The organism is Helicobacter cetorum MIT 00-7128 (assembly GCF_000259255.1).
Taxonomy (GTDB): Bacteria; Campylobacterota; Campylobacteria; order Campylobacterales; family Helicobacteraceae; genus Helicobacter; species Helicobacter cetorum_B.
Genome location: NC_017737.1, coordinates 1,432,292 through 1,454,923 on the forward strand (window position 1 = coordinate 1,432,292; position 22,632 = coordinate 1,454,923).

At 33.5% G+C, this 22,632-nt stretch carries 13 protein-coding genes; 4 read left to right on the forward strand and 9 right to left on the reverse strand.

What is annotated here, in order from left to right:
- Positions 1-48: 48 nt before the first annotated feature.
- A complete protein-coding gene (locus tag HCW_RS06660; protein WP_014661461.1) occupies positions 49-1,143 on the forward strand; it encodes a prohibitin family protein in 1,095 nt (364 codons plus the stop codon).
- Positions 1,144-1,158: 15 nt separating this feature from the next.
- Positions 1,159-1,707: a DUF2393 family protein gene (locus HCW_RS06665; RefSeq protein WP_014661462.1), complete on the forward strand. Its 549-nt coding sequence runs from the start codon at positions 1,159-1,161 to the stop codon at positions 1,705-1,707.
- A 487-nt stretch (positions 1,708-2,194) separates the two neighbouring features.
- Here the strand turns inward: HCW_RS06665 and HCW_RS06670 are convergent, their stop codons facing one another.
- From HCW_RS06670 to HCW_RS06710, 9 genes are all read right to left on the reverse strand, one after another.
- The gene (locus tag HCW_RS06670) at positions 2,195-3,034 is read right to left on the reverse strand and encodes a sulfite exporter TauE/SafE family protein (protein ID WP_014661463.1); all 840 of its coding nucleotides are present in this window, start codon (positions 3,032-3,034) and stop codon (positions 2,195-2,197) included.
- Positions 3,035-3,239: 205 nt separating this feature from the next.
- Positions 3,240-4,019, reverse strand: coding sequence for a sulfite exporter TauE/SafE family protein (locus tag HCW_RS06675; protein WP_014661464.1), 780 nt, complete (start codon positions 4,017-4,019; stop codon positions 3,240-3,242).
- 300 nt (positions 4,020-4,319) lie between these two features.
- Positions 4,320-4,841: an inorganic diphosphatase gene (gene ppa / locus HCW_RS06680; protein WP_014661465.1), complete on the reverse strand. Its 522-nt coding sequence runs from the start codon at positions 4,839-4,841 to the stop codon at positions 4,320-4,322.
- Positions 4,842-4,950: 109 nt separating this feature from the next.
- Positions 4,951-10,467 carry an outer membrane beta-barrel protein gene (locus HCW_RS06685; protein WP_014661466.1) on the reverse strand — a complete coding sequence of 1,839 codons (5,517 nt, stop codon included), beginning with the start codon at positions 10,465-10,467 and terminating at the stop codon, positions 4,951-4,953.
- A gap of 535 nt (positions 10,468-11,002) precedes the next feature.
- A complete protein-coding gene (locus tag HCW_RS09890; RefSeq protein ID WP_014661467.1) occupies positions 11,003-12,679 on the reverse strand; it encodes a methyl-accepting chemotaxis protein in 1,677 nt (558 codons plus the stop codon).
- A 387-nt stretch (positions 12,680-13,066) separates the two neighbouring features.
- Entirely contained in the window at positions 13,067-14,122 is a 1,056-nt protein-coding gene (locus tag HCW_RS06695) for a glycosyltransferase family 25 protein (RefSeq protein WP_014661468.1), read from the reverse strand.
- Positions 14,122-14,694 carry an adenylate kinase gene (locus HCW_RS06700; protein WP_014661469.1) on the reverse strand — a complete coding sequence of 191 codons (573 nt, stop codon included), beginning with the start codon at positions 14,692-14,694 and terminating at the stop codon, positions 14,122-14,124. The genes HCW_RS06695 and HCW_RS06700 overlap by 1 nt, the downstream gene beginning before the upstream one ends.
- 20 nt (positions 14,695-14,714) lie before the next feature.
- Positions 14,715-16,454, reverse strand: a complete 1,740-nt coding sequence (aspS, locus tag HCW_RS06705; RefSeq protein WP_014661470.1) for an aspartate--tRNA ligase — start codon at positions 16,452-16,454, stop codon at positions 14,715-14,717.
- A 41-nt stretch (positions 16,455-16,495) separates the two neighbouring features.
- On the reverse strand, positions 16,496-17,431 hold the full coding sequence (locus HCW_RS06710) for a chemotaxis protein (RefSeq protein WP_014661471.1): 936 nt from the start codon (positions 17,429-17,431) through the stop codon (positions 16,496-16,498).
- Positions 17,432-17,644: 213 nt separating this feature from the next.
- Here HCW_RS06710 and HCW_RS06715 point away from each other — a divergent pair, with 213 nt between their 5' ends.
- Complete coding sequence (locus tag HCW_RS06715; protein WP_014661472.1) at positions 17,645-20,074, forward strand: TonB-dependent receptor domain-containing protein; 2,430 nt, start codon at positions 17,645-17,647, stop codon at positions 20,072-20,074.
- 45 nt (positions 20,075-20,119) lie between these two features.
- Complete coding sequence (gene ligA, locus HCW_RS06720; protein WP_014661473.1) at positions 20,120-22,087, forward strand: NAD-dependent DNA ligase LigA; 1,968 nt, start codon at positions 20,120-20,122, stop codon at positions 22,085-22,087.
- Positions 22,088-22,632 lie beyond the last annotated feature (545 nt).

Here is a 22,632-nt window from a genome sequence, read left to right on the forward strand (position 1 = left end):
TAGCAAGTTGCAATTAGCATTAAAATATTTTAAAATTAAGGAACATTCATGCCAATTGATTTGAACGAACATTTAAAAAAGAAAAGCTCTCAAAAACCCTCTAATCATTCTAATTCCACGCCTCCTAATGAGCCAAGAGAGCGCTTTAGCCCCCCTAATAATTTTTTTAGCTCTAAAAAATTTTCAGCTCTAATTATCATTTCTATACTAGGAATTTTAGCCTATATTGCCAAACCCTTTGAAGTCATTAGCTCAGGAGAAATTGGCATTAAAATCACGGCTGGAAAATATGAATCTACCCCCTTACAGCCGGGAATCCATTTTTTTGTGCCAATCATTCAAGACATTTTAATTGTAGATACTAGAATCAGAAACATTAATTTTTCACGCACAGAAGACATGGGCGTAGCCGGTAAAAATCAAGGCATTTTTAGAAACGACGCCATTAATGTTATGGATAGTAGGGGCTTGACCGTTTCTATTGAGCTTACCGTGCAATATCGCCTAAACCCCCAAACCACCCCCCAAACTATCGCTACTTATGGCTTATCTTGGGAGCAAAAAATCATCAATCCCGTGGTGCGTGATGTGGTGCGTTCTGTCGTAGGGCGCTATCCGGCTGAAGATTTACCCATTAAACGCAATGAAATTGCTGCTCTTATCAATAGCGGTATTAACAAAGAAGTCTCCAAACTTCCTAACACCCCTGTAGAGTTAAGCTCCATTCAATTAAGAGAAATTGTCTTACCCGCTAAGATTAAAGAGCAAATTGAAAAGGTGCAAATCGCACGCCAAGAATCTGAGCGTGTGAAATACGAAGTGGAACGCTCCAAACAAGAGGCTCAAAAACAAGCTGCTTTAGCTAAGGGTGAGGCAGATGCTAACAGAATTAAAGCTCAAGGTGTAGCGGATGCGATTGTGATTGAGGCTAAGGCAAAATCTCAAGCCAATTTAAGTATTTCACAAAGTTTGAGTGATAAGCTTTTAAAATTACGCCAAATTGAAGTGCAAGGCAAATTTAATGAGGCTTTAAAAACTAATAATAACGCTCAAATCATGCTAACTCCGGGTGGAGCAGTGCCTAATATTTGGATTGACACTAAGAGCAAGGTTAAATCTAGTATCGCTAATACTAAAGAATAATAAGATTATTGCCCAATGCTAAATAATGCCCATATCCAAGCCGTGCAAGCGTTCTTGGAGACTTTCAAAGACTTTTTGAGTAACACTACTTTAGTGAGTGCTCTAATCTTTGGGGTATTGGCATTATTTTGCGCCCTTTTATTGCTTGTAACTTTACTTTCAAGAAATCGTGTTATATCCATTGTGAGTGTGCTATTATTTTTTGGTGCGTTTTTAAGCATGCCCTTTATGCTTAAGCAAATCCTAACTAAATATCTCTATCCTATAGAAACACAATTAGTGCAGGCTAACCCCCTTTCTTACACAAACGCCTTTTCCTTGCAAGTAGAAGTTAAAAATACCGGCAAATTTATTTTGCAAAAATGTTTTTTACGCTTAGAAATCCTTAAAACACCGCATAATTTTGTTGAAGAATACGCTTTTAAATGGTTTGTTAAAAAGACTTATGAAAAAACTTTTGAAGGAAAAATCTTTCCTAAAGAGTCCAAATCATTCTCACTTTTTATTGATGATTACCCCTATGCAAAAACAAGCCCCTATCAAGTCTCATTATCGTGTTTATAATTTATTCTACAATCTCAAAATAACTTTAAGCAAAATTTAAAATTTAACAAACAAAAACACTATAAGATATAATAAAATGATTACTACACATCAATATTTTATTGATAATAAGTAAAAATAACAAACATTTGATTTCATGCACAGGCTCTTTATATCTGTTTTATGTTAAGGGTCTTTAAGCTAATTTTAGTCTGTTTGTATGGTTTTATAAGCGTTATAGAACTTGCTAAAATCCCAAAAAAATCTTTCTAAAAAACAAGCTTAAAGAATATTTTATGCGCTATAAAAACATAGAAAATAAACACCAAAATGATTTGTTTAAACAACAATCAAAACATGGCTCTATTAAAAGCGTTTTACATCAATAGCTTATTTAAGTAGAGCCTTTTAATTTTTTGTAACTCTGTAGAATCAAAAATAAAAATATTCAAAGAATAAGATAAAGAATGCCAAAAACCCAAAGGATTTTAGCTCTCTTTCTCTTACTTTAGCCTACGATAAGCTTATGCAAAGTAGCGATGATACTTAGCGCATAAATTAATAGCAATAATACTTTATGCACCTTTTCATTAGCCAACATAATGAGCCTAATCCCAATCCCCACACCTAAAAACGCTCCAATACCCGTAATAACTCCCGCTTGAATAGTTATGTTATTCAACACCCCTCCATTATAGAGCGAAACAACTCCAGATAATGAGGCAAACACCACAAAGAACAAGCCCAAAGGCACAATTTTCTTAGAATCGTATTTTAAAAAATAGCCTAGAAATGGCACCATTAAAATCCCTCCACCCATACCTAATGGAATAGAAAAAATCCCCGTAACAAACCCAGCAAGCATTAAAATCCCATGCGTTTTATCAATATGTAAAATAGGCAAGGTGCTTTTAGGTGCTTTTATCATGCTTTCTTTAGAGTGCATAGCAAAATGCGCCTCTTCAAAATGCTTAGGCTCTTTTTTGTCGCTAGAAAAGGCGTATTTAACAAAGGTATAGCATACCACCACCACAAACACCCCCATTAAAATCCTATCATCAATCACTTTTAATACAAAGCTCCCCAAAATCGCACCCATTAACCCTCCAAGCGCTGCAAAAGAGCCCTCTTTCAAATCCAATAAGCCCTTTTTATAATTGATAATAGAGCCAACAACTGATGAAAAGAGCATTTGCATTAAAGAAATTCCTACCGCATGGCTGTAGCTAAAGTGCGCAAAAATAGCGCTAGGCACGACAATTTCGCCCCCACCAATACCAAAAAATCCCGCTGTAATTCCCGTAAACAAACCCACGAGAGCTAAAATAAAAGCCGTTGTTTCTTCCATAACACTTCCTAAGATGTTAATTTTTTTATTAAAGTATTATTATACGAATAATTAGCCAAATTTATGCTAAATTTTAACAAGAGCTTGCATTATAGCAAACTTCCCATAAACAAATCCTTTTTAAAATATTCATTTAATTTTTAATTATCTAGTTATTTTTAAGCCTAGTATATAAAAGAGTTTTGACCCCCCAATAAAATCCCCTTTAATTTGAAAAAATCTTCAATAAAGTCGCCATAAAAGACAAGCTATAAACCCCTAAAAGCAAGATTTTATGAGTTTGCTTGCTTAACATTCCCACAAGCTTAATCCCCACACTTACCCCAATAAGCGAACCAATGCCCACCATAATACCCACTAAAAAAACTTCATGATTTATCACTTGATGATGAGCTAAAGATAAAGTCCCAGAAACAGAAGAAAATAATACAAAAAATAGCCCCAAAGCCACGCATTTTTTAGAATCATACCCTAAAAAGCGATGCATCAATGGCACCATAAGCATACCCCCTCCAATTCCTAGAGTAATCGCAAAAACTCCAGTAATAGCGCCAATAAGCACTAATTTCAGGTGTTGGTTTTTATGATTATTGATTTTAAAGGTTGTTTGAGCTTGCAATGAAGAATTTTCTTTTTTAAAGGCAAATTGCACGATAGAATACAGCACCAAAAACGCAAAAATAATCATTAAGATTTTAGAAGATACCATATTCAAAATCAATCCGCTAAAGCTCGCCCCTATTAACCCCCCTACTCCTACATATAAGCCCAAAGAAAAGTCTAAAGCCTTTTTTTTGAAATTCAAATACGAGCCAAAGAGAGAGGAAAACACCATTTGCAAGATAGAAACCCCAATCGCCTCTTCAAAGGTATGCCCCATTGTTAGCATAATCGGCACTACGACCATTCCCCCTCCAATACCAAAAACCCCTGATAACACCCCAGTAATAAGCCCAATAACAACATACAGCAAGTAAATATCCATAAAAAACCCCTTAAAATAAAAGACCTCTTATAACTATACTCTAAGTTTAATAGCTTTCAATGAAAATGTTTTGATTTTAAAAATAACTGATTGAATAATTTAAACAAGCTATAAAAGCTATAAAATTACTTTTTTAAACTAATTAGACAAACTAAGGGTTTAAATAATCAAGTAATTTAGGGGGGTCTGTAATAAAAGCCAATATTTGCTTATTTTGTTTTTAAAATATATTATAAAAAGTAAAATATAAAGGGTTTTTATAAACCCCTCTATCTCCCCCTCCTTTTAAAAAAACTAGGATTATTTTTGATAGGCTTTGATAGCGCTCTCTAAAACTTTAATCGCACTTTCTTTATTCTCAAAGCCTTTGACCTTAACCCATTTGTTAGGCTCTAAGTCCTTGTAGGTCTCAAAAAAATGCTTGATTTTATCCAAAATGTGTTTAGAAACTCCATCAATATCTTTAATATTCGCATAAGTAGGGTCAATCTTATCTATAGGTAGAGCAAGCAATTTTTCGTCCATTCCGCTTTCATCTTCCATGTTCAACACCCCAATCAAGCGAGTCTTGACTACACTTCCAGCTTGAAAAGCCACATCGCTTAATACAAGCACATCTACCGGGTCGCCATCTGCTCCTAAAGTGTTAGGCACAAAGCCATAGTTTGCTGGATAGTTTTGCGCCCCATAAAGCACTCTATCTACCATTAAAACCCCACTATCTTTGTCTAGCTCATACTTGATATTAGAATGCTTGGATATTTCAATCACTACATGCAAGCTGTTAGCATCATGACTTACTTCTAATTTGTCTAAATTCATTTTAATCTCCTCAAAAATATGCCTTTTTAAATGGCATTAAATCAAGCTTGGATTTTATCATAAAATGCCCCTTTAGGCTCACAACTCAAATAATAATCATACCCATTAATTAAAAATTCACCACATAGTTAAAATACAAATTAACATTATCTCTATAGATAATAGTCTCTTTATAATCTTTTAGATTACTTGTAAAATAATCATTAGTAATTAAAGGAATCTTAAACCCTAATTCAATCCCACTATGCTTAGAGAAATTACTTCTAAAGCCTATAACTAGAGGAAGTTGAAAGACACTAGTATTTATATGTGCTTTTCCCCCTAAAGCTTTAATATCTTTTGCATAATCATTTAATAGAGCATAGTTTGAATTATCCCAAGTAGAACCTAGCAATTCTATTCCTAATAGAATACCTGTAGTATAGAGACTATTCTTACTCTCATAGAAGTTATATAAGAAATCAAAACCTGCTCCATAAGTATGGTGATTAGTTTTTATTAGATTATTGTTGTTATTGTTGTTATTGCTATTGTTAGAATACATATAAGAGTAAGTAGCATAACCTCTAATACCAAAATGCTTTTTCTTACCAAAGAAGTATTTATAACCTATTTGGATATCTAGTCCATAAGCTGAGCTATTAGTTCTTTGGGTTTGAGTAGTAGGCTGTGTATAGGTAATAGAGCTTGTGGCTACTTGGGAGATATTAGTTTGTGCTTGATGAACTACTTTACTAGCGTTTTGAATAACACTAAGAGTATTAGCTAATAGCTTTAAGTTCTCTTTATTGTCATTGCCATTAGACACACTACTATCTATAGAATTTTGTATTTGTGTAGCTAATGTGTTTAAAACCTCATTAGCATTAGACATTTGGTTGTTTAAAGAAGTAAGGCTTACTTTAGAGTTGTTGTTTAATGTATCACTAACTTGTTTAATAAGACTAAAGGCATTATTCAAGTCTTTAGTAATCTCCTTGTAAGCTTTTGTATTCTCATATGAATTAAGCATAGGGTTTTGATTTGTTTCTAATGCTGTTTTTAACTCACTAAGGTTATTTTGTAATTGCAAGAGAGAAGTGGTGGTTTGATTTATTTTAAAGGAATTTGGAGCTAGAGTGATAGGTGTTCCATTGATAGCTATTTTAGTTGGGGTTGTTGGGTTAGGGTTAGAGCCACTATTGGGAATTGTGGTTGAGTGAGTGGTTTTAGGTTGTGGGGATTGGTTGTTATGTGGGGTTGGAATGCTTGGTGTTGAGTGAGTGGCTTGTTGGTGAGGGTTATTTGCTATATGCGGATTATTGTTATTTGTTTCCTTGTTGGAGCTATCGCTATGATGAGCTATAACCTTATTATGCTTATTATGATTTTCTTGATTACCATTACCACTTATTACATGTGGATTATTAGTGTTTTGATTTTGCTTTGCTTGTGCTATCTTTACATCATTTTGTAGTGTGGTTTGTTCATTAGCAAATGCTTGTTCGGCATTAGCTAGAGAGCTTTCATCGCCTGCAATCTTATTGTGGTATGTATCAAAGTTGCTTGTACCTATTGCTTGTTGCTCGTTACTTAAGTCTTGTTGTAAGGCTTGTTGAGCTTTAGTAATGTTTTGAGAGTCTGTGTTAAGTTGTTTTAAATCTTTGGCAACACTAGAGCTATTTTGGGCAATACTCTCATCGTTAGCTTGTGCTGTAGTGTTAGCTTGTGTATCAGTGTTTGCTGTGTTTAAGTCTTGTTGAGCGCTAGAATTATCTTTGTTGTAAGTTTGAGTGTTGGCTTGTTTAAGGGCTTGTTCTTTTTCTTTAGCCTTTTGTTCCTCTTGTGCTATCTTTACATCATTTTGTAGTGTGGTTTGTTCATTAGTAAATGCTTGTTCAGCATTGGCTAGATTTTGTTCATCGCTTGCAATATTATTGTGGTATGTATCAAAGTTGCTTGTACCTATTGCTTGTTGCTCGTTACTTAAGTCTTGTTGTAGGGTGTTTTGAGCACTAGCTACTGCTTTAGCGTCTTTGGCTAGTTGTGTTAAATCATTACCTACTGTTGTAGGGTTAGAGGTAGCAAGAGTTTTATCACTAGCTTGTGCTGTAGTGTTGGCTTGTGTATCAGTGTTTGCTGTATTTAAGTCTTTTTGAGCGCTAGAGTAGTCTTGGTTATAAGTTTCAGTGTTGGCTTGCTTGGGGCTAAGTTTAGTGATTTTTTCAACACTAACACTAATGGAGTTATTAGTAAAAGTTTCTTGCAAGGTAATGTCTTTACCATTAACATTATCATAAGTTACATCATAGGTTTCATCAATAGAATTAGCTTGAGCTAGTGTAGCGTTGTTATTAAGAGTGTTAGAGACAATCTTATCTAAACTGCCTTTAATGCCATCAATTTCTATAAGCTTGTATAAATCACTTAGGTTGCCATAATTAATAGTCCCGCTTGTATCAATAATGCTATAAATGTTATTTATATCCAAAGAATAGTTTAGATTTAAAGCACTATTGCTAGCAAAGTCAATATTATCGCCATTAGAGTTATGCCCTCCATAATTATCAAAAGGTGAATTGCTAGAATTTAGAGTATCAATGCCTTGAAAGGTTATAGTGCCATTATTAAAACTAAAGTTTCCACTACCACTCAAGGTGGCACTATCGAATATAACATTGCCACTAAAAGTTGAACTACCACCATTAAATGTAACCCCATTAGTAAAAGTATTATTACCATTGAAAGTTAGGGTGTTTTTGCAAGGAATAGTGTTACCACTAGAGTTGTAGCAATTATTACCGCTACTAGCATTATTAAAAGTAACATTATTAAAAGTGTTTTGACTCTTTGAAGTGCCAAAGGTAATGCTGTTGTTGTGATAACCATTCTGTTTGCCATTATTAAAGGTAACATTATCAAATTGGTTATTAGCACCCTTGAAAGTTAGAGTGGAGCCATTATAAGTATTGATGGCATTTTGTATAACATTATTAAATGTTACATTGCCATTAAAAGTAGAACTACCACCATTAAAAGTAACGCCATTAGTGAAAGTGTTAGTGCCATTGAAAGTAGAACTACCACCATTAAAAGTAACGCCATTAGTGAAAGTGTTAGTGCCATTGAAAGTTAGGGTGGTGCAAGGAATATAGTTGCCATTATCGTCTTGGCAATTATTTCCACCAGCATTATTAAAAGTAACATCATTGAAAGTATTATGACTATTACCATTTGAAGTACCAAAGGTGATACTGTTGTTATAACCATTTTGCTGACCATTATTAAAGGCAACATTATTAAATTGGTTGTTATTGCCACTGAAAGTTAGAGTAGAGCCACCATAATTATTGATAGTGTTTTTGGCAGAGCCATTGAAAGTGATTGAACTATTAAAAATTGAACTACTATCATTAAATGTAACGCCATTAGTAAAAGTGTTAGCACCATTAAAAGTTAGAGTATTATTACTATAAAAATTATTAAATGTAACACCATTAGTGAAAGTGTTATTACCATTGAAAGTTAGGGTGTTGTTGCAAGCAATACTAACACCACTAGAATTTTGGCAACTATAAGCATTACTATTAAAAGTAACATCATTGAAGGTATTTTGACTATTTGAAATACCAAAGGTAATGCTGTTATTAGAGCTACCATTTTGCTGACCATTATTAAAGGTAGTATTCTTAAATTGGTTAGCTCCCCTAAAAATTATGGTAGAACCATTAGAATTATCAATGGTAATTCCATTAAGAGTAACATTGGTGTCAAAAATACCTCTACCGCCATTAAAGGTTGCACTACCATTACTAAAACTAACCCCATCAGTAAAAGTGTTAGTACCATTGAAAGTTAGGGTATTGTTGCAAGTAATAGTGCCTCCATCAAAGTCTTGACAATTATTACTATTAGCATTGTTAAAAATAACATCATTAAAAGTATTTTGACCCTTTGAAGCGCCAAAGGTAATACTGTTATTAGAGCTACCATTTTGTTTTCCATTGTAAAAAGTAGTGTTCTTAAATTGGTTGTTGGCTCCATTGAAAGTTAGAGCAGAGCCACCATAGTTATTGATAGTGTTTTGTTTAGAACCATTAAAAGTGATTGAATTATTAAAAGTAGAACGACCACCATTAAAAGTAACTCCATTAGTGAAAGTGTTAGTGCCATTGAAAGTTAGGGTGGTGCAAGGAATATAGTTGCCATTATCGTCATAGCACGTATCACCACTACTAGCATTATTAAAAATAACATCATTAAAAGTGTTATTATCATTGAAAGTTAGGGTTGTGCCTAGGGTTGTGCAAGGAATATTGCCACTATCGTCTTGGCAATTATTACCACTACTAGCATTATTAAAAATAACATCATTAAAAGTGTTATTACCATTGAAAGTTAGGGTGGCGCAAGGAATATAGTTGCCATTATCGTCTTGGCAATTATTACCACTACTAGCATTATTAAAAATAACATCATTAAAAGTATTTTGACTATTTGAAATACCAAAGGTAATGCTGTTACCAGAATAACCATAATAACCATTTTGCTGACTATTATTAAAAGTAGTATTGTTAAATTGATTGTTGGCACCTTTGAAAGTTAGATTAGAGCGACCATAGTTATTGATAGTGTTTTTGGCAGAGCCATTAAAGATTGCATTGCCATTGAAAGTAGAACTACCACCATTAAATGTAACGCCATTAGTGAAAGTGTTGGTTCCATTAAATGTATTGATACCGCTATTAAATGTAACTCCATTAGTGAAAGTGTTATTACCATTGAAAGTTAGAGTTCTATAATAATTATTATTATTAAAAGTAACATCATTAAAAGCATTTTGACTATTTGAAGTGCCAAAGGTAATTCTGTTGCTGTCATAATTTGTTTGTTTGCCATTGTTAAAAATAGAATTATTAAATTGATTGTTAGCACCATTGAAAGTTAGGCTAGAACCACCATAGTTATTGATAGTATTTTTTGCAGAGCCATTGAAAGTGATTGAGTTATTAAAAGTTGAACTACCGCCATTAAATATGACACCATTAGCGAAAGTGTTGGTGCCATTAAACACATTGCTACCACCATTAAATGCAACTCCATTAGTGAAAATATTAGTTCCATTGAAAGTTAGGGTGTCGTTACAAGCAATAGCGTTACCATAAGAAATTTGGCAATTATTGCCATTAGCATTGTTAAAAGTAACATCATTAAAAGTATTTTTACTATTTGAAACGCCAAAGGTAATGCTGTTGTTGTAGCTACCATTTTGCTGACCATTATTAAAGGTAGTATTCTTAAATTGGTTATTAATCCCATTAAAAACTAGTGTAGAACTATGATTGCCATTGTAGTTATCAATAGTCCCATTATACAAATTAACCGAGTTGCTAAAAGTTTTACCAGCATAATTAACGCTTTGTCCTTTAAGATTATCAAGGGGAACGCTAGTAGCAAACTGATTGTTACTATCAAACATTAAAAAAGATTTTGGTTTAAGCAAGATAGATTTTGTATTTTTACTTGCTTTATCACAAAAGATTGTGGAGCAATCTTTTGCCAACACTTCCTTTCCACCTAAAAACACGCTTAAGACTAATGAGGCTTTTAAGAATTTCTTATTAAATATCATTGCTTGAACTTTCATTTTTATAATATTCCTTTTTCTTTTATTTAGAAATTTAATCAATGGCTTTTATTTAAAAAAAGCCTCTAGTTATATATGACTACTAAGCCTAAAAAACAAAATTGATAAAAACTATTTTTTATTTATGTGTATGTGTGTGGATAATATTTTGTGCGTTTAGCACAAAAAGAAGTTATATAAGTCTATGTAGGTAATTGGAATAAATAGAGTGTTAGTTTCTTCTTAAGAGAGAGAGAGAGAGACGGAATTTTTGAGATTAATAATCATTTCTTGTTTTACCTTGCATTCATTTTGTTGCACACTATTGCCTTTTTTTGATTTTATAAAAGCTATTGTAACCAAAAAAACACTAATGCTAAAAAAGAAAATTAAAAAATAAAGCTCTATTTGTAAATCATGTTGATTGAAAAAAATTTTATATTCTAAAAACTTGAAAGATAAAAAAAATAGAGTTGGTGTAATTTTTTATAAAAAGAATCAATTCAATTTATAAGCCCCAATAAGAAAGCCTAAGCTCGCTTATTAAAGCCTTATTTTAGGATTTAAATTGATTGATAGTGGCATCTAATTCATTAGTAGCATTACCAAGATTAGTAGCAACTTCTGTCATTGTAGCAGTCTCTTCTGAAGTTTTAATGTTGATTTTTTCAATATCTACAATTTCTCTTGCAATTTCAGAGAGGTTATGCCCGGTTTCTACAAACGCATCAATAGTGATATTAGCATCTTGAACCACTACGCCTAAGTCTCTTCCCATTTGGTCAAATTGCTCTTGAACCCCTAAGCTTACTTCGCTTAATTCCTCCATTTTTTGCGAATTAAGATTCATTTGTGAGCTTACATCACTAATTTCTTGCACAATTAAGCCTATAGTAGAGTTAATTTCACTTAAGGATTTTTGTGTTCTTTGAGCTAGGTTTCTCACTTCATCAGCCACTACTGCAAAGCCTCTTCCATGCTCACCTGCTCTTGCAGCCTCAATAGCGGCATTTAAGGCTAATAAATTGGTTTGGTCAGCAATATCATTGATAATATGCAAGACTGATTTCACATCATCAGCATTCTTGCTTAATTGCTCTACTTTATTGGCTAACTCTTCTTCAGTATGAGCCGCATCGCTAATTTGTTGGAATAAATCCGTAATAGAGGCATTAGTCCCATGAATAATGTTTTGAGTATTAGTGAGATTCTTTTGGCTATCTTTGGCTTTTTGCACCGAAGTATCCATGCGCTCATTAATGGCTTGAGTCTTTTCTTTAATCGCACTTATCATGACATTTCTTTCATTCATGCCTTCTGCTGTCGCACTAATATTGGTGCTTAGAACTTTTGCCATTTCCTTATTAGAATCACTATTTTTCTTAATCACATTCACAAAGGATTGGATATTTTCTACAAAAGCATTGATTTGGATATTTGCTTTTCCAATCTCATCATTAGGATTAATGATTTCAATGCGCTTGGTTAAGTCCTTATCTCCTTGACTAAATTCAGAAATATTTAGAGACATTTTAGATAGGCGTTTAATTATTGTATAAAACACCACAAAAGCTGATAAAACAACTGCAATAATTACAATCCCTACAATCAACAAGGATACGCTTTCAGCGCTTTTCATAATATCTTTTTTTGCCATAAGCTCTAAAGCACCGGTTTGCTTTTCAATATCAGAAAAATAAGCCGTAACAACAATAATCATATCGCTTATGGGGTCATATTTACTATAAGCAATTTTAGGCTCTGGCACGCCACCCTCAGATTTAGGCATTTTATAGTAGGTATAGCCCCCACCTTTATTAGCCTCTTCTACATAGCCACGCACATAATAGACATTATCTTGGCTTTTTGCTTGCAAACCACTTTTACCCACAGTATCTGGGTTAACTGGGTCAAAAAGCACCACACCCTTTTTATCCACAGCTACCATATAAACCATGCCTTTGGCATTGTTGATTTGCTTATAATAATTAAGCGTAAGCTCTAAGGCCTTTTTCTTATCATAACTCGTATAATAGTTATTAATCGCATGCTCAATGAGCCATTCAGTATAGGCGAGACTATTTTTCCTATTTTTGACATTTTGACTATCTACAAGCTCAATAAAATCTCTTGACAAATTATGTTGCTTGTAATTAGTAATGAAAATAACAAATGTTCCTAATAATGTCAAAGCTAAGAACACAATCCCAATAATCTTAATTCCTAAGCGCACGCTTCCTTCCTTTTATCAATTTTAGGATTTTTATCATACTAAAATCCTAAAATATAAGTTTTACAACAATTTTTTTAAAAAAATGTATCTCTATTCTAGCATAAAAAAACTATTTTAATACAACAACAATGATTATTATTTGTATTTGTATTTGTATTTGTATTTGTATTTGTATTTGTATTTGTATTTGTATTTGTATTTGTATTTGTATTTGTATTTGTATTTGTATTTTACAATATATAATTATATAAAAAGTAAAAATAACAATTTTTATACAAAAATTACAAAATATTCTTAAACTACGCCTTAATTAAAAAGCGTAGTTTTGATTTGAAAAGGTATGAAAAGATTTAGGAGGTTAATTGATATAAAAAAAGTCAAAAGTCTCTAAAAATCTTTGCAAGATTTCAAATAAGCATATTTTTCATAAAATTTTTTAAAAGCCTTTTGGCGCTTTCTTGCATTAAGCGCATAATAAAAAAGATTTTTAAAATACGACTTTTTAGGTGCTTTAGGCAAAGCATAAGACTTTAAAAGCTCAGGTTTTTGATTTGCAATAGTGCTATTTAAAGAATGCTCATTTAATGATAAGGCACAAGGAATATAAGTTATACTAGCTATATCTGTGTAAGCAGGATTATCCATAAACATATCTACTGGCTCTATCATTTTAAAATTCCTAGTGGCATCTACAAAAGCTTTTGCTCCCTTAGGTGTAAGATAATAACCTGCAGTTTTTCCAACATATACACTTGTGAGATAAAAACGCTCTAAAAAGAAAGTCTCTTTTTCATGCTTTTTATAATGGCTTCTTTGTAAGTTTTTAATTATTCTTGAAAAACGATAAACAATTGAATATAAAGATAAATGAAATATTCTATTAAAAATTTTATATATTATAAAGTATAAAACCCTATGCACCATATGAGCCAAGAAACTTCCTTGAATAGGTTGTGATTCTTCATTGGGTGGGGGGGGGGGGGTAATCCCATTATCATAAATAGGCAAAGCATTTAAATATGTATGATGATAGCCCCAATAATCCCCACAAAATCTCACAAATTCAAAAGGACTCTTCAAGCAATCTTTTAAAGCTTGAATAAAATTAGGTTCTAGCGCTACATCATCTTCCAAAATAATGATAGGTTCGTTCAATTCTAGGCATTTTTTCCATAAAAAATAATGGCTTAGAAAACACCCCAATTCTTGAGGCAATAATCCTCCATCGCAACAATCAGAATGGAACCAATCAGACTTTAATAAACTTTTAGGCTCATAAAACTCTCTAACTAATTCTTCAAAATCCTTATGTTTAGGACTAATGGCATCAAAGATATGAAAAGCACAATGTCCCTCAAAATCAATATTGGCTTGAGAAACTAATTCCTCAGTATCCAAACGCCTTTTGCTATCTTTTAAGGAAATAATATAAACCTGTGTCATTAGCTATGCTTTAAAATATACTCTTGCATTTCACTCACAATTTCTTCAATACTTCTTTCGCCATTGATAGTTTTATGCAAATTCTTAGCCTTGTAGAAGTTTTGAATACTAGCTAATGGGTCTAAAAACACTCGCATACGATTATTAAACACCACTTCGTTATCATCAGCCCCTCTTGAGCGCCCTAAAACTCTCTCTTTAGCAACACTTTCGCTTACCTCTACTTCAATCACGCTTTTTAAAATAACCTCATCTTGAGCGTTTAATTCCTTATCTAAAGCGTTCATTTGCTCCACACTTCTAGGATAACCATCAATTAAAATCATCTCTTTATCAGAACTTTTAATCGCTGAAAGAATCGTTTCTACTACGATATTTAAAGGCACTAATTCACCTTTAGAAGTAAAACTCTCAATGAGTAAGCCTCTCTCTGTTTTTTTAGCGCTCTCAGCTCTCAATAAATCCCCCGTGGAAAAATGAGCGATTTTTTCGCTATTATTTTTAGCAATCATCTCTGCATCAGTGGTTTTACCGCTACCGGGGGCTCCAATAATTAAAAATAGTTGTTTCAAATGTTGTCCTTTTTTAAAATTTATTTAGGGTTTCTTAAGCGAATGTGTAATTCTCTTAGTTGCTCTTCACTTACAGAACTTGGCGCATCAGTCAATAGACATGAGGCTTTTTGCGTTTTAGGGAATGCTATCACATCTCTAATGCTACTAGATTTAGTCATAAGCATAATCAATCTATCAAAGCCTATCGCAAAACCCCCATGTGGGGGTGCACCAAATTTTAATGCCTCTAGTAAAAAGCCAAATTTATTTTGTGCCTCAACCTCACTAATATTAAGTTTCTCAAAGACTTTCTTTTGAATCTCTTCTTTATGAATCCTAATACTTCCCCCACCAAGCTCCACACCATTAAGCACCACATCATAAGCGATAGAATTGATTTCTTCTAAATCTTGGCACTCTAAATTTTTAGGCATAGTAAAGGGATGGTGTAAAGCATGATAGCCATTATCAATCTTTTCAAACATAGGAAAATCCACTACCCATAAGAAATTTAAGGCATCTTTATCAATGAGATTAAGCATTTCAGCCACTTTCAAGCGCAAACGCCCCATGTAATCTAATACGATTTTCTTATCCCCTGCTCCAAAAAAGACAATATCCCCAACTTGTGCGTTAGTTCTCTCTAAAATAGTCTTAAGCCCAAGTTCACTTAAAAATTTAGCTAAAGGCCCCTTAATCTCATTGTCTTTAATTTGCAAATACGCTAACCCTTGCGCTCCGAATTTACGCACAAATTCTTCTAATTCTTTCAAAGTGCTACGACTAAATTTCTCATCAGCCCCCTTGACATTCAAAGCTTTAATGCGTTTATTTTTAGAATCTTGTGCGATATTAGAAAAAATAGGGCTTGAGCTATCCATAAAACAATCCCCTACTTCTACTAAGGGCAACTCAAAACGCAAATCCGGTTTATCGCTCCCATAATTTTCCATAGCCTCGCTATAAGGCATGCGTTTAAAAGGCGTAGAGATAGCATGCCCTGCTACTTTAAAAATCTCTTGTAATAAATCTTCTACCACGCCCATCACATCATTTTCATCACAAAAACTCATTTCGGCATCAATTTGCGTAAATTCTGGCTGTCTATCAGCTCTCAAATCTTCATCTCTAAAGCAACGAGCGATTTGAAAATACCTATCCATTCCCCCTACCATTAAAAGTTGCTTGAATAATTGCGGGCTTTGTGGGAGAGCAAAAAATGCGCCATCATGCACTCTGCTAGGCACTAAATAATCTCTTGCGCCCTCTGGAGTAGTCTTAGATAAAATAGGTGTTTCAATTTCTAAAAAGCCTTTTTTAGCCAAAACATTACGAGTAGCTAGAGCTACATCACTGCGTAATTTAAAGACTTCATAAGACTCTTTGGAGCGTAAATCTAAGTAGCGATATTTCAAGCGTAAGTCTTCATTCACGCTTTTATCGCCAATTTCAATAGGTGGGGTAGCGCTCTTATTTTCAATCACTAAATCTTCTAAAACGACTTCAATTTTCCCACTCCTTAATTTAGGGTTTTCTAACCCCTCCCCTCTTAAACGCACCTTTCCTTTGGCTACTAGCACAAATTCATTGCGCACTTCCAAAGCTTTCTCATAAGCTAAAGAGCTAGGGTCGCACACTAATTGCACCAAACCACTTTTATCTCTTAAATCAATAAAAATTACGCCCCCATGGTCTCTATAAGTATTGCACCACCCAGCAACCTTGACACTTTTTTCAACATCTTTTTCGCAAATTTCTGCACATAAATGACTTCGCATTTATTTATAACTCCTTGTTTTATTTAATATTCATTTAAATATTATGAAAGCGCTCTTTTGAGCATTTCATGGATTTCAAGAACATTGGATTTTACCACAAAACCATCAGCCTCCAAAGATTGAGCTAATTGGCGATTAGCATCGCTACTCATGGAGGAATTAACAATTACAGGAAGTTGCTCTGTTTTTTCGTTTTTCTTAATGGTCTTTAAGACTTCAAAGCCAGAAATTACAGGCATTTCTAAATCCGTAATCACTACCCCTACTTTTTTATAATTCTCATTTTCATAGAGATAATCTAATAATTCTTGTCCGTTTGCAAAAGCTAGATAGCTTAAATTTAATGCTTGCACAATTTTTTCTAAAGCCTTAAGAGCTGTTAGGGAATCTTCAGCAATTAAAATCATCTTTTGACTTTTTATGGCCTCCATACAACGCAAGGTTAATTCATCTAAATCTTTCATGGTGGGGAAAACATCACAAATCATTTTTTCTACATCTAAGATTTGTATCACTCTCTCACTATCAAAGCGTGTGATAGCGCTCACTTTGCTTTCAACATTAATGCCTTGTTTATCCCCTGTGCTAATTTCTTGCCAACTCTTATGCACAATGCTTTTAATCTCTAATACTTTTAATGCAATCAAATGGTTAGAAAAATAACACACTATTACAAGATTTTTATTATCAACAATGCCATGCTCTTTAAGAGAGCTTTCTGAAGAGTTGATATCATAATGAAGCCATCTTCTTACATCAATTAAAGGGATAGATTCTCCCCTAACCGTAAGAAAACCAAGCATCATACCATCAGTGCCTCCAATGGTCTCTGTAATGTCCTCATCATAATGAATAATTTCTCTTACCTTAAAAATATTCATACCATAGAGTTGGGCATCTTCACCCTTATCTAACTTGAAACACAAAAACTGAGCCTCATTATTTAAATGCAATGAAGTTGTTTTTTGGACATCCATTCAATTCCCTTAGTCATCACAAATATTTGACTGCAATTCTACAATGTAATACCTTATATTTTGCATATAAATATGAAAACTTTATATCAAATTATTTTATTAACTATTCATTATCTTAATAAATCAATAGACGATTAGTTTAATCCAAAATTAATATTTTATTGATTACGATAATAAATTATTTTTTAATTTTATTTTTTTTGGAGATTGATTATGCAATATATACCAACACGATTAAATAAAACCACAAACTTATCATTATCCTTTCTTTTGGCTTTCTTTGGAACTTTTGATTTAGCAGAGGCTAAAGAAGATAGCGAAAATAGCAAGAATAAAAAATCACACACTTTAGGTAAGGTTACCACACAAGCCCAAAGAATCTTTAACTACAACAATCAAACTCATGTATCCATTAAAGAATTAGAACGAAGACAAGCTAATCAAATTAGTGATATGTTTAGAAGAAACCCTAATATCAATGTAGGTGGCGGAAGCTTAATGGCGCAAAAAATCTATGTGCGTGGCATTGAAGATAGGCTTGCTAGAGTTACTGTAGATGGTGCAGCTCAAATGGGGGCAAGCTATGGGCATCAAGGTAATACTATAATTGACCCGGGCATGCTAAAAGAAGTGATTGTTACTAAAGGAGCTGCCCAAGCAAGTGCAGGCCCCATGGCTTTAATTGGTGCGATTAAAATGGAAACTAAAAGTGCGAGAGATTTTATTCCTAAGGGTAAAAATTACGCCATTAGTGGGGCAACAAGCTTTTATACCAACTTTGGAGATAGAGAAAACATAACAGGTGCTTATCAAAATGAGCATTTTGATATATTACTATATTATACTCATCAAAATATATTCTATTATAGAGATGGCAATAATGCTATGAAAAATCTTTTTAATCCCACAGAAAACGATAAAGTCTCAGGCTCTCCAAGCGAACAAAATAATGTCCTAGTCAAAGCGAATGCTTACTTGAGTGAAAGAGATACGCTCACTTTAAGTTACAACCTAACAAGAGATAACGCTAAAAGACCTTTGAGGGCGAATTTTACAGGAACTTTCTTGCCTTATAGTTGCGATGATTTTAACGATTATAATAAAAGAGGCGAGGTAGGTAAGTGTTTGTTTGAAAATGATGCGAGGTTATTTAAAACTGATAGTGTTAATATGGTCAATAACATTAGTCTAGCTTATGAAAGAGAGGGAGGGACAAACTTTAATGACCCTAAATTAAAAATTGATGCGTATGGAAGTGTTAGAAATGTCAAAATCAACCCTCTTTTTTCGCCAAATGATATTGCTAAAACCATTAGCTACACAGCACCAAATGCACAAAATGATGATTCAAATCTATGTGTTGCACAAGGGGGTATTTATAATGCTACAACTCAAACCTGCTCTATTAGTTTTAGAAACCTTGGAGGAGGTTCTGTAGTAGCTAAAAAAGACTTAAACATTATTAATGCGGGTGCGAATGTTAATGTCGCTCATACTCTCAATCATAATAGTGAAAATCTTTTTGAATATGGCTTGAATTACCAAAATTTAACCACTTTTGACAAGGCTATTCCTAAAAGCGAATTGGTTAAACCCGGAGATAGCCCTAATGCTTGTAAGCAAGTAACAGGGCCTAATGACCCTAATTTGACCAATGGACATTGTCAAAGAAATGGCGAAACAGCTAATGTTATAGGTGTGTATGCTCAAGCTAACTACACTTTTCACCCTATGGTAACTTGGGGTGCTGGAACACGCTATGATGTCTATACTTTCGTAGATAAAGATTGGCAATTGCATGTAACTCAAGGTTTTAGCCCTAGCACAGCTTTGATTATCTCGCCTTTAAAAAATTTAAATTTTAGACTTTCTTATGCGTATGTTACTAGAGGTCCTTTGCCTGTTGGCTTAGTATGGATGCGTCAAGACAATTTACGCTATGATAAGCATCTAAAACCAGAAATTGGTCAAAACTTTGAATTTAACATTGAATACAACAGCGAATATTTTGATTTTAGAGCTGCAGGCTTTACGCAATTGATTTCAAACTACATTAATAAATTCACTTCTACTCTCTATGTTACCAACATTAAAGATATTATTTATATTCCCGGATATGAAGTCTCTGGCACAGGTAAGTATAAGGGCTTTTCTCTAGGACTAAGTGTGGGGCGTTCTTGGCCTAGCTTAAAAGGGCATATGATAGCAGATGCTTATGAATTAGCTGCAACTACCGGCAATACTTTTATTCTCACAGCTAGTTATAATATCTCTCGCATAGGACTAAGTTTCACTTGGCTTTCAAGATTTGTTACTACCTTAGATTATTGTGCGTATAATATGTATCGTAATGGCCCCACAGATATTGACAGACAGCCTAGTAATTGCGCTAAAAAACCCGGCATTTTCCATGTGCATAAACCCGGCTATGGAATTAGCAGTTTCTTTGTAACCTATAAACCCACACAAAAGAAATATCAAGGCTTGAGTGTCAATTTAGTGTTTAATAACATTTTCAATAAACAATACATCAACCAAGCAAGCCCCGTGATGAGTCCTGATGAGCCTAATCAAGACAAATATGCAAGAGGTATGGCAGAACCCGGATTTAATGCACGCTTTGAAGTAGCCTATAAGTTTTAAACCACTATAATAACGCCCTATTTTAGTTATAAGGGCGTTATTAACATGATAAAAAATCAAGAAGAATATTTAGAAAGAATTGCATATTTAAATGAATTATCTCACCATTACTATGTGCTAGATGAGCCCTTAGTAAGCGATGCTACTTATGATGAACTCTATAAAGAATTAAAAGATTATGAAGAAAAAAATCCTAGCCAAGTTCAGGCTAATTCCCCTACTCAAAAAGTTGGAGCTACTACATTAAATCAGTTTAATAAAAACCCCCATTTGGTGCGGATGTGGAGCTTAGATGATGTGTTTAATAATAGCGAATTACAAACTTGGCTTAATCGCATTTTAAAAATCTATCCTAACACTAAGTTTGTGTGTTCGCCTAAACTTGATGGGGTTTCGCTCAATCTTTTATACAATAAGGGCAAATTAGTGAGTGCGACTACTAGGGGCAATGGCTTAGAAGGGGAGTTAGTTACAATGAATGCAAAAAATATCGCTAACATTCCCCACACTATTTCTTATGATGAAGAAATAGAAATTAGGGGCGAAGTGATTATCTTTAAAGATGATTTTGAAACTTTAAATAAAGAACGCTTAGAGTCTAATGAACCCCTATTTGCTAACCCTAGAAACGCTGCTGCGGGGAGTTTGAGACAGCTTGATAGTAGTATCACAAAAAAGCGTAAATTGCAATTTATTCCCTGGGGTGTGGGCAAGCATTCTTTAAATTTTCTAAGCTTTAAGGAATGTTTGGATTTTATTGTCTCTTTGGGTTTTAGTGCGATTGAATATCTAAGTTTAAATAAAAACCACGAAGAGATAGAGCAAAGCTATCACACGCTTATTAAAGAAAGAGATAAGTTTAAAGCCCTTTTAGATGGCATGGTAATAGTCGTTGATGCATTAAGCACACAAAATGAGCTAGGCTATACCCAAAAATCCCCTAAATTTGCCTGTGCTTATAAATTTCCAGCCTTAGAAAAACACACGAGGATTTTAGAAGTGATTAACCAAGTGGGGCGTAGTGGGGCTGTAACTCCTGTAGCTCTTTTAGAGCCTGTAGAAATTGCTGGGGCACTGATTACTAAAGCGACTTTACACAATTATTCTGAAATTGAAAAAAAGAATATTATGCTTAATGATATGGTTGTAGTTATTAGAAGTGGTGATGTGATTCCTAAAATCATTAAACCTTTAGAACATTATAGAGATGGCTCACAACACCCCATTATTCGTCCTACACATTGCCCTATATGTTCGCATGAGCTTTTATGTGAAGAGATTTTTACTTATTGTCAAAACATCAATTGTTCCGCAAGACTTAAAGAAAGCTTGATTCATTTTGCTTCTAAGGACGCCCTAAATATTCAAGGCTTAGGCGATAAAGTCATAGAGCAACTTTTTGAAGAAAAGCTTATTCTTAATGCCCTAGACTTATATACTTTAAAATTAGACGATTTAATGCAACTAGACAAATTCAAAATCAAAAAGGCTCAAAACCTATTAGATGCTATCAATAAGAGTAAGAACCCCCCTTTGTGGCGACTCATTAATGCTTTAGGGATTGAGCATATCGGTAAGGGAGCGAGTAAAACTCTAGCAAAATATGGTTTGAATGTATTAGAAAAAAGCGAAGAAGAGTTTTTAAAGATAGAAGGTTTTGGGGTTGAAATGGCACATTCTTTGGCGAATTTTTATGTGAGCAATAAAGAATTTATTAAAGCTTTATTTGACTTATTGAAACCTATTGCTGAAGAAAAACAAGAGATTTTAAACCACTCTATTTTTAACCATAAAACCATTGTTCTAACTGGAACGCTTTCTAAACCAAGGCAAGAATACGCTCAAATGCTAGAAAACTTAGGGGCAAAAATTGCTTCAAGCGTGAGCGCTAAAACGGATTTTCTCATCGCTGGAGAAAACGCTGGCTCAAAACTTACTCTAGCACAAAAACATGGCGTTACTATTTTGAATGAAGAAGAATTATTGGAAAAACTCAACGAGCAAGCAAGCTAAAAGACTATAAAGACCTTAGCCTTATTTACAGACATTGTTCCTTTTTAATGGTGGTAATCAAGGGGTTTTAAGAATATTTGATATTTTTATATACCCTGTGATTTTAGCTTTTCTGCTACACTAACCCATATCAAACAATTACTTTATTCTAATTAAATATTGATACCCAAAAAAATATTCTTAATAAAATGGTTTAATTTCTTTTTCTTATAGTTCTTTTATTAGTCCTTTATCTTTAAGAAAGCTTAAAATCTTATCCTGTAGTTGAGATTTCTCTTGATTGCAAAAATTCATTTTCTTAAGGGGGATTTTTTAAGGGCTTATGCCTTGCTTTTTGCTGATTAAATTTATCCTTATCTTCTTATAGTTTTTAAAAATAACAAAAAGCATTAGAGATGCTTTTGAGATTTTAAAAACTTAAAAATACCTAGTTTAAGCGCTTACAAGATTATTGTTTAACAATTTTAGTATTAGGCTCTTTTTGTTCGCTTTATCATCAATGCTTAGTTAAAAACAAAAACAATTATCCCAATCATCAACACAAA

Bases quoted from the DNA above. Each gene is read 5' to 3' on its own strand.
- ligA (WP_014661473.1), top strand. From the start codon at position 20,120: ATGATAAAAAATCAAGAAGAATATTTAGAAAGAATTGCATATTTAAAT.
- HCW_RS06660 (WP_014661461.1), top strand. From the start codon at position 49: ATGCCAATTGATTTGAACGAACATTTAAAAAAGAAAAGCTCTCAAAAA.
- HCW_RS06685 (WP_014661466.1), bottom strand. From the start codon at position 10,467: ATGAAAGTTCAAGCAATGATATTTAATAAGAAATTCTTAAAAGCCTCA.
- aspS (WP_014661470.1), bottom strand. From the start codon at position 16,454: ATGCGAAGTCATTTATGTGCAGAAATTTGCGAAAAAGATGTTGAAAAA.
- HCW_RS06670 (WP_014661463.1), bottom strand. From the start codon at position 3,034: ATGGAAGAAACAACGGCTTTTATTTTAGCTCTCGTGGGTTTGTTTACG.
- HCW_RS06715 (WP_014661472.1), top strand. From the start codon at position 17,645: ATGCAATATATACCAACACGATTAAATAAAACCACAAACTTATCATTA.
- HCW_RS06675 (WP_014661464.1), bottom strand. From the start codon at position 4,019: ATGGATATTTACTTGCTGTATGTTGTTATTGGGCTTATTACTGGGGTG.
- HCW_RS06665 (WP_014661462.1), top strand. From the start codon at position 1,159: ATGCTAAATAATGCCCATATCCAAGCCGTGCAAGCGTTCTTGGAGACT.
- ppa (WP_014661465.1), bottom strand. From the start codon at position 4,841: ATGAATTTAGACAAATTAGAAGTAAGTCATGATGCTAACAGCTTGCAT.
- HCW_RS06695 (WP_014661468.1), bottom strand. From the start codon at position 14,122: ATGACACAGGTTTATATTATTTCCTTAAAAGATAGCAAAAGGCGTTTG.
- HCW_RS06710 (WP_014661471.1), bottom strand. From the start codon at position 17,431: ATGGATGTCCAAAAAACAACTTCATTGCATTTAAATAATGAGGCTCAG.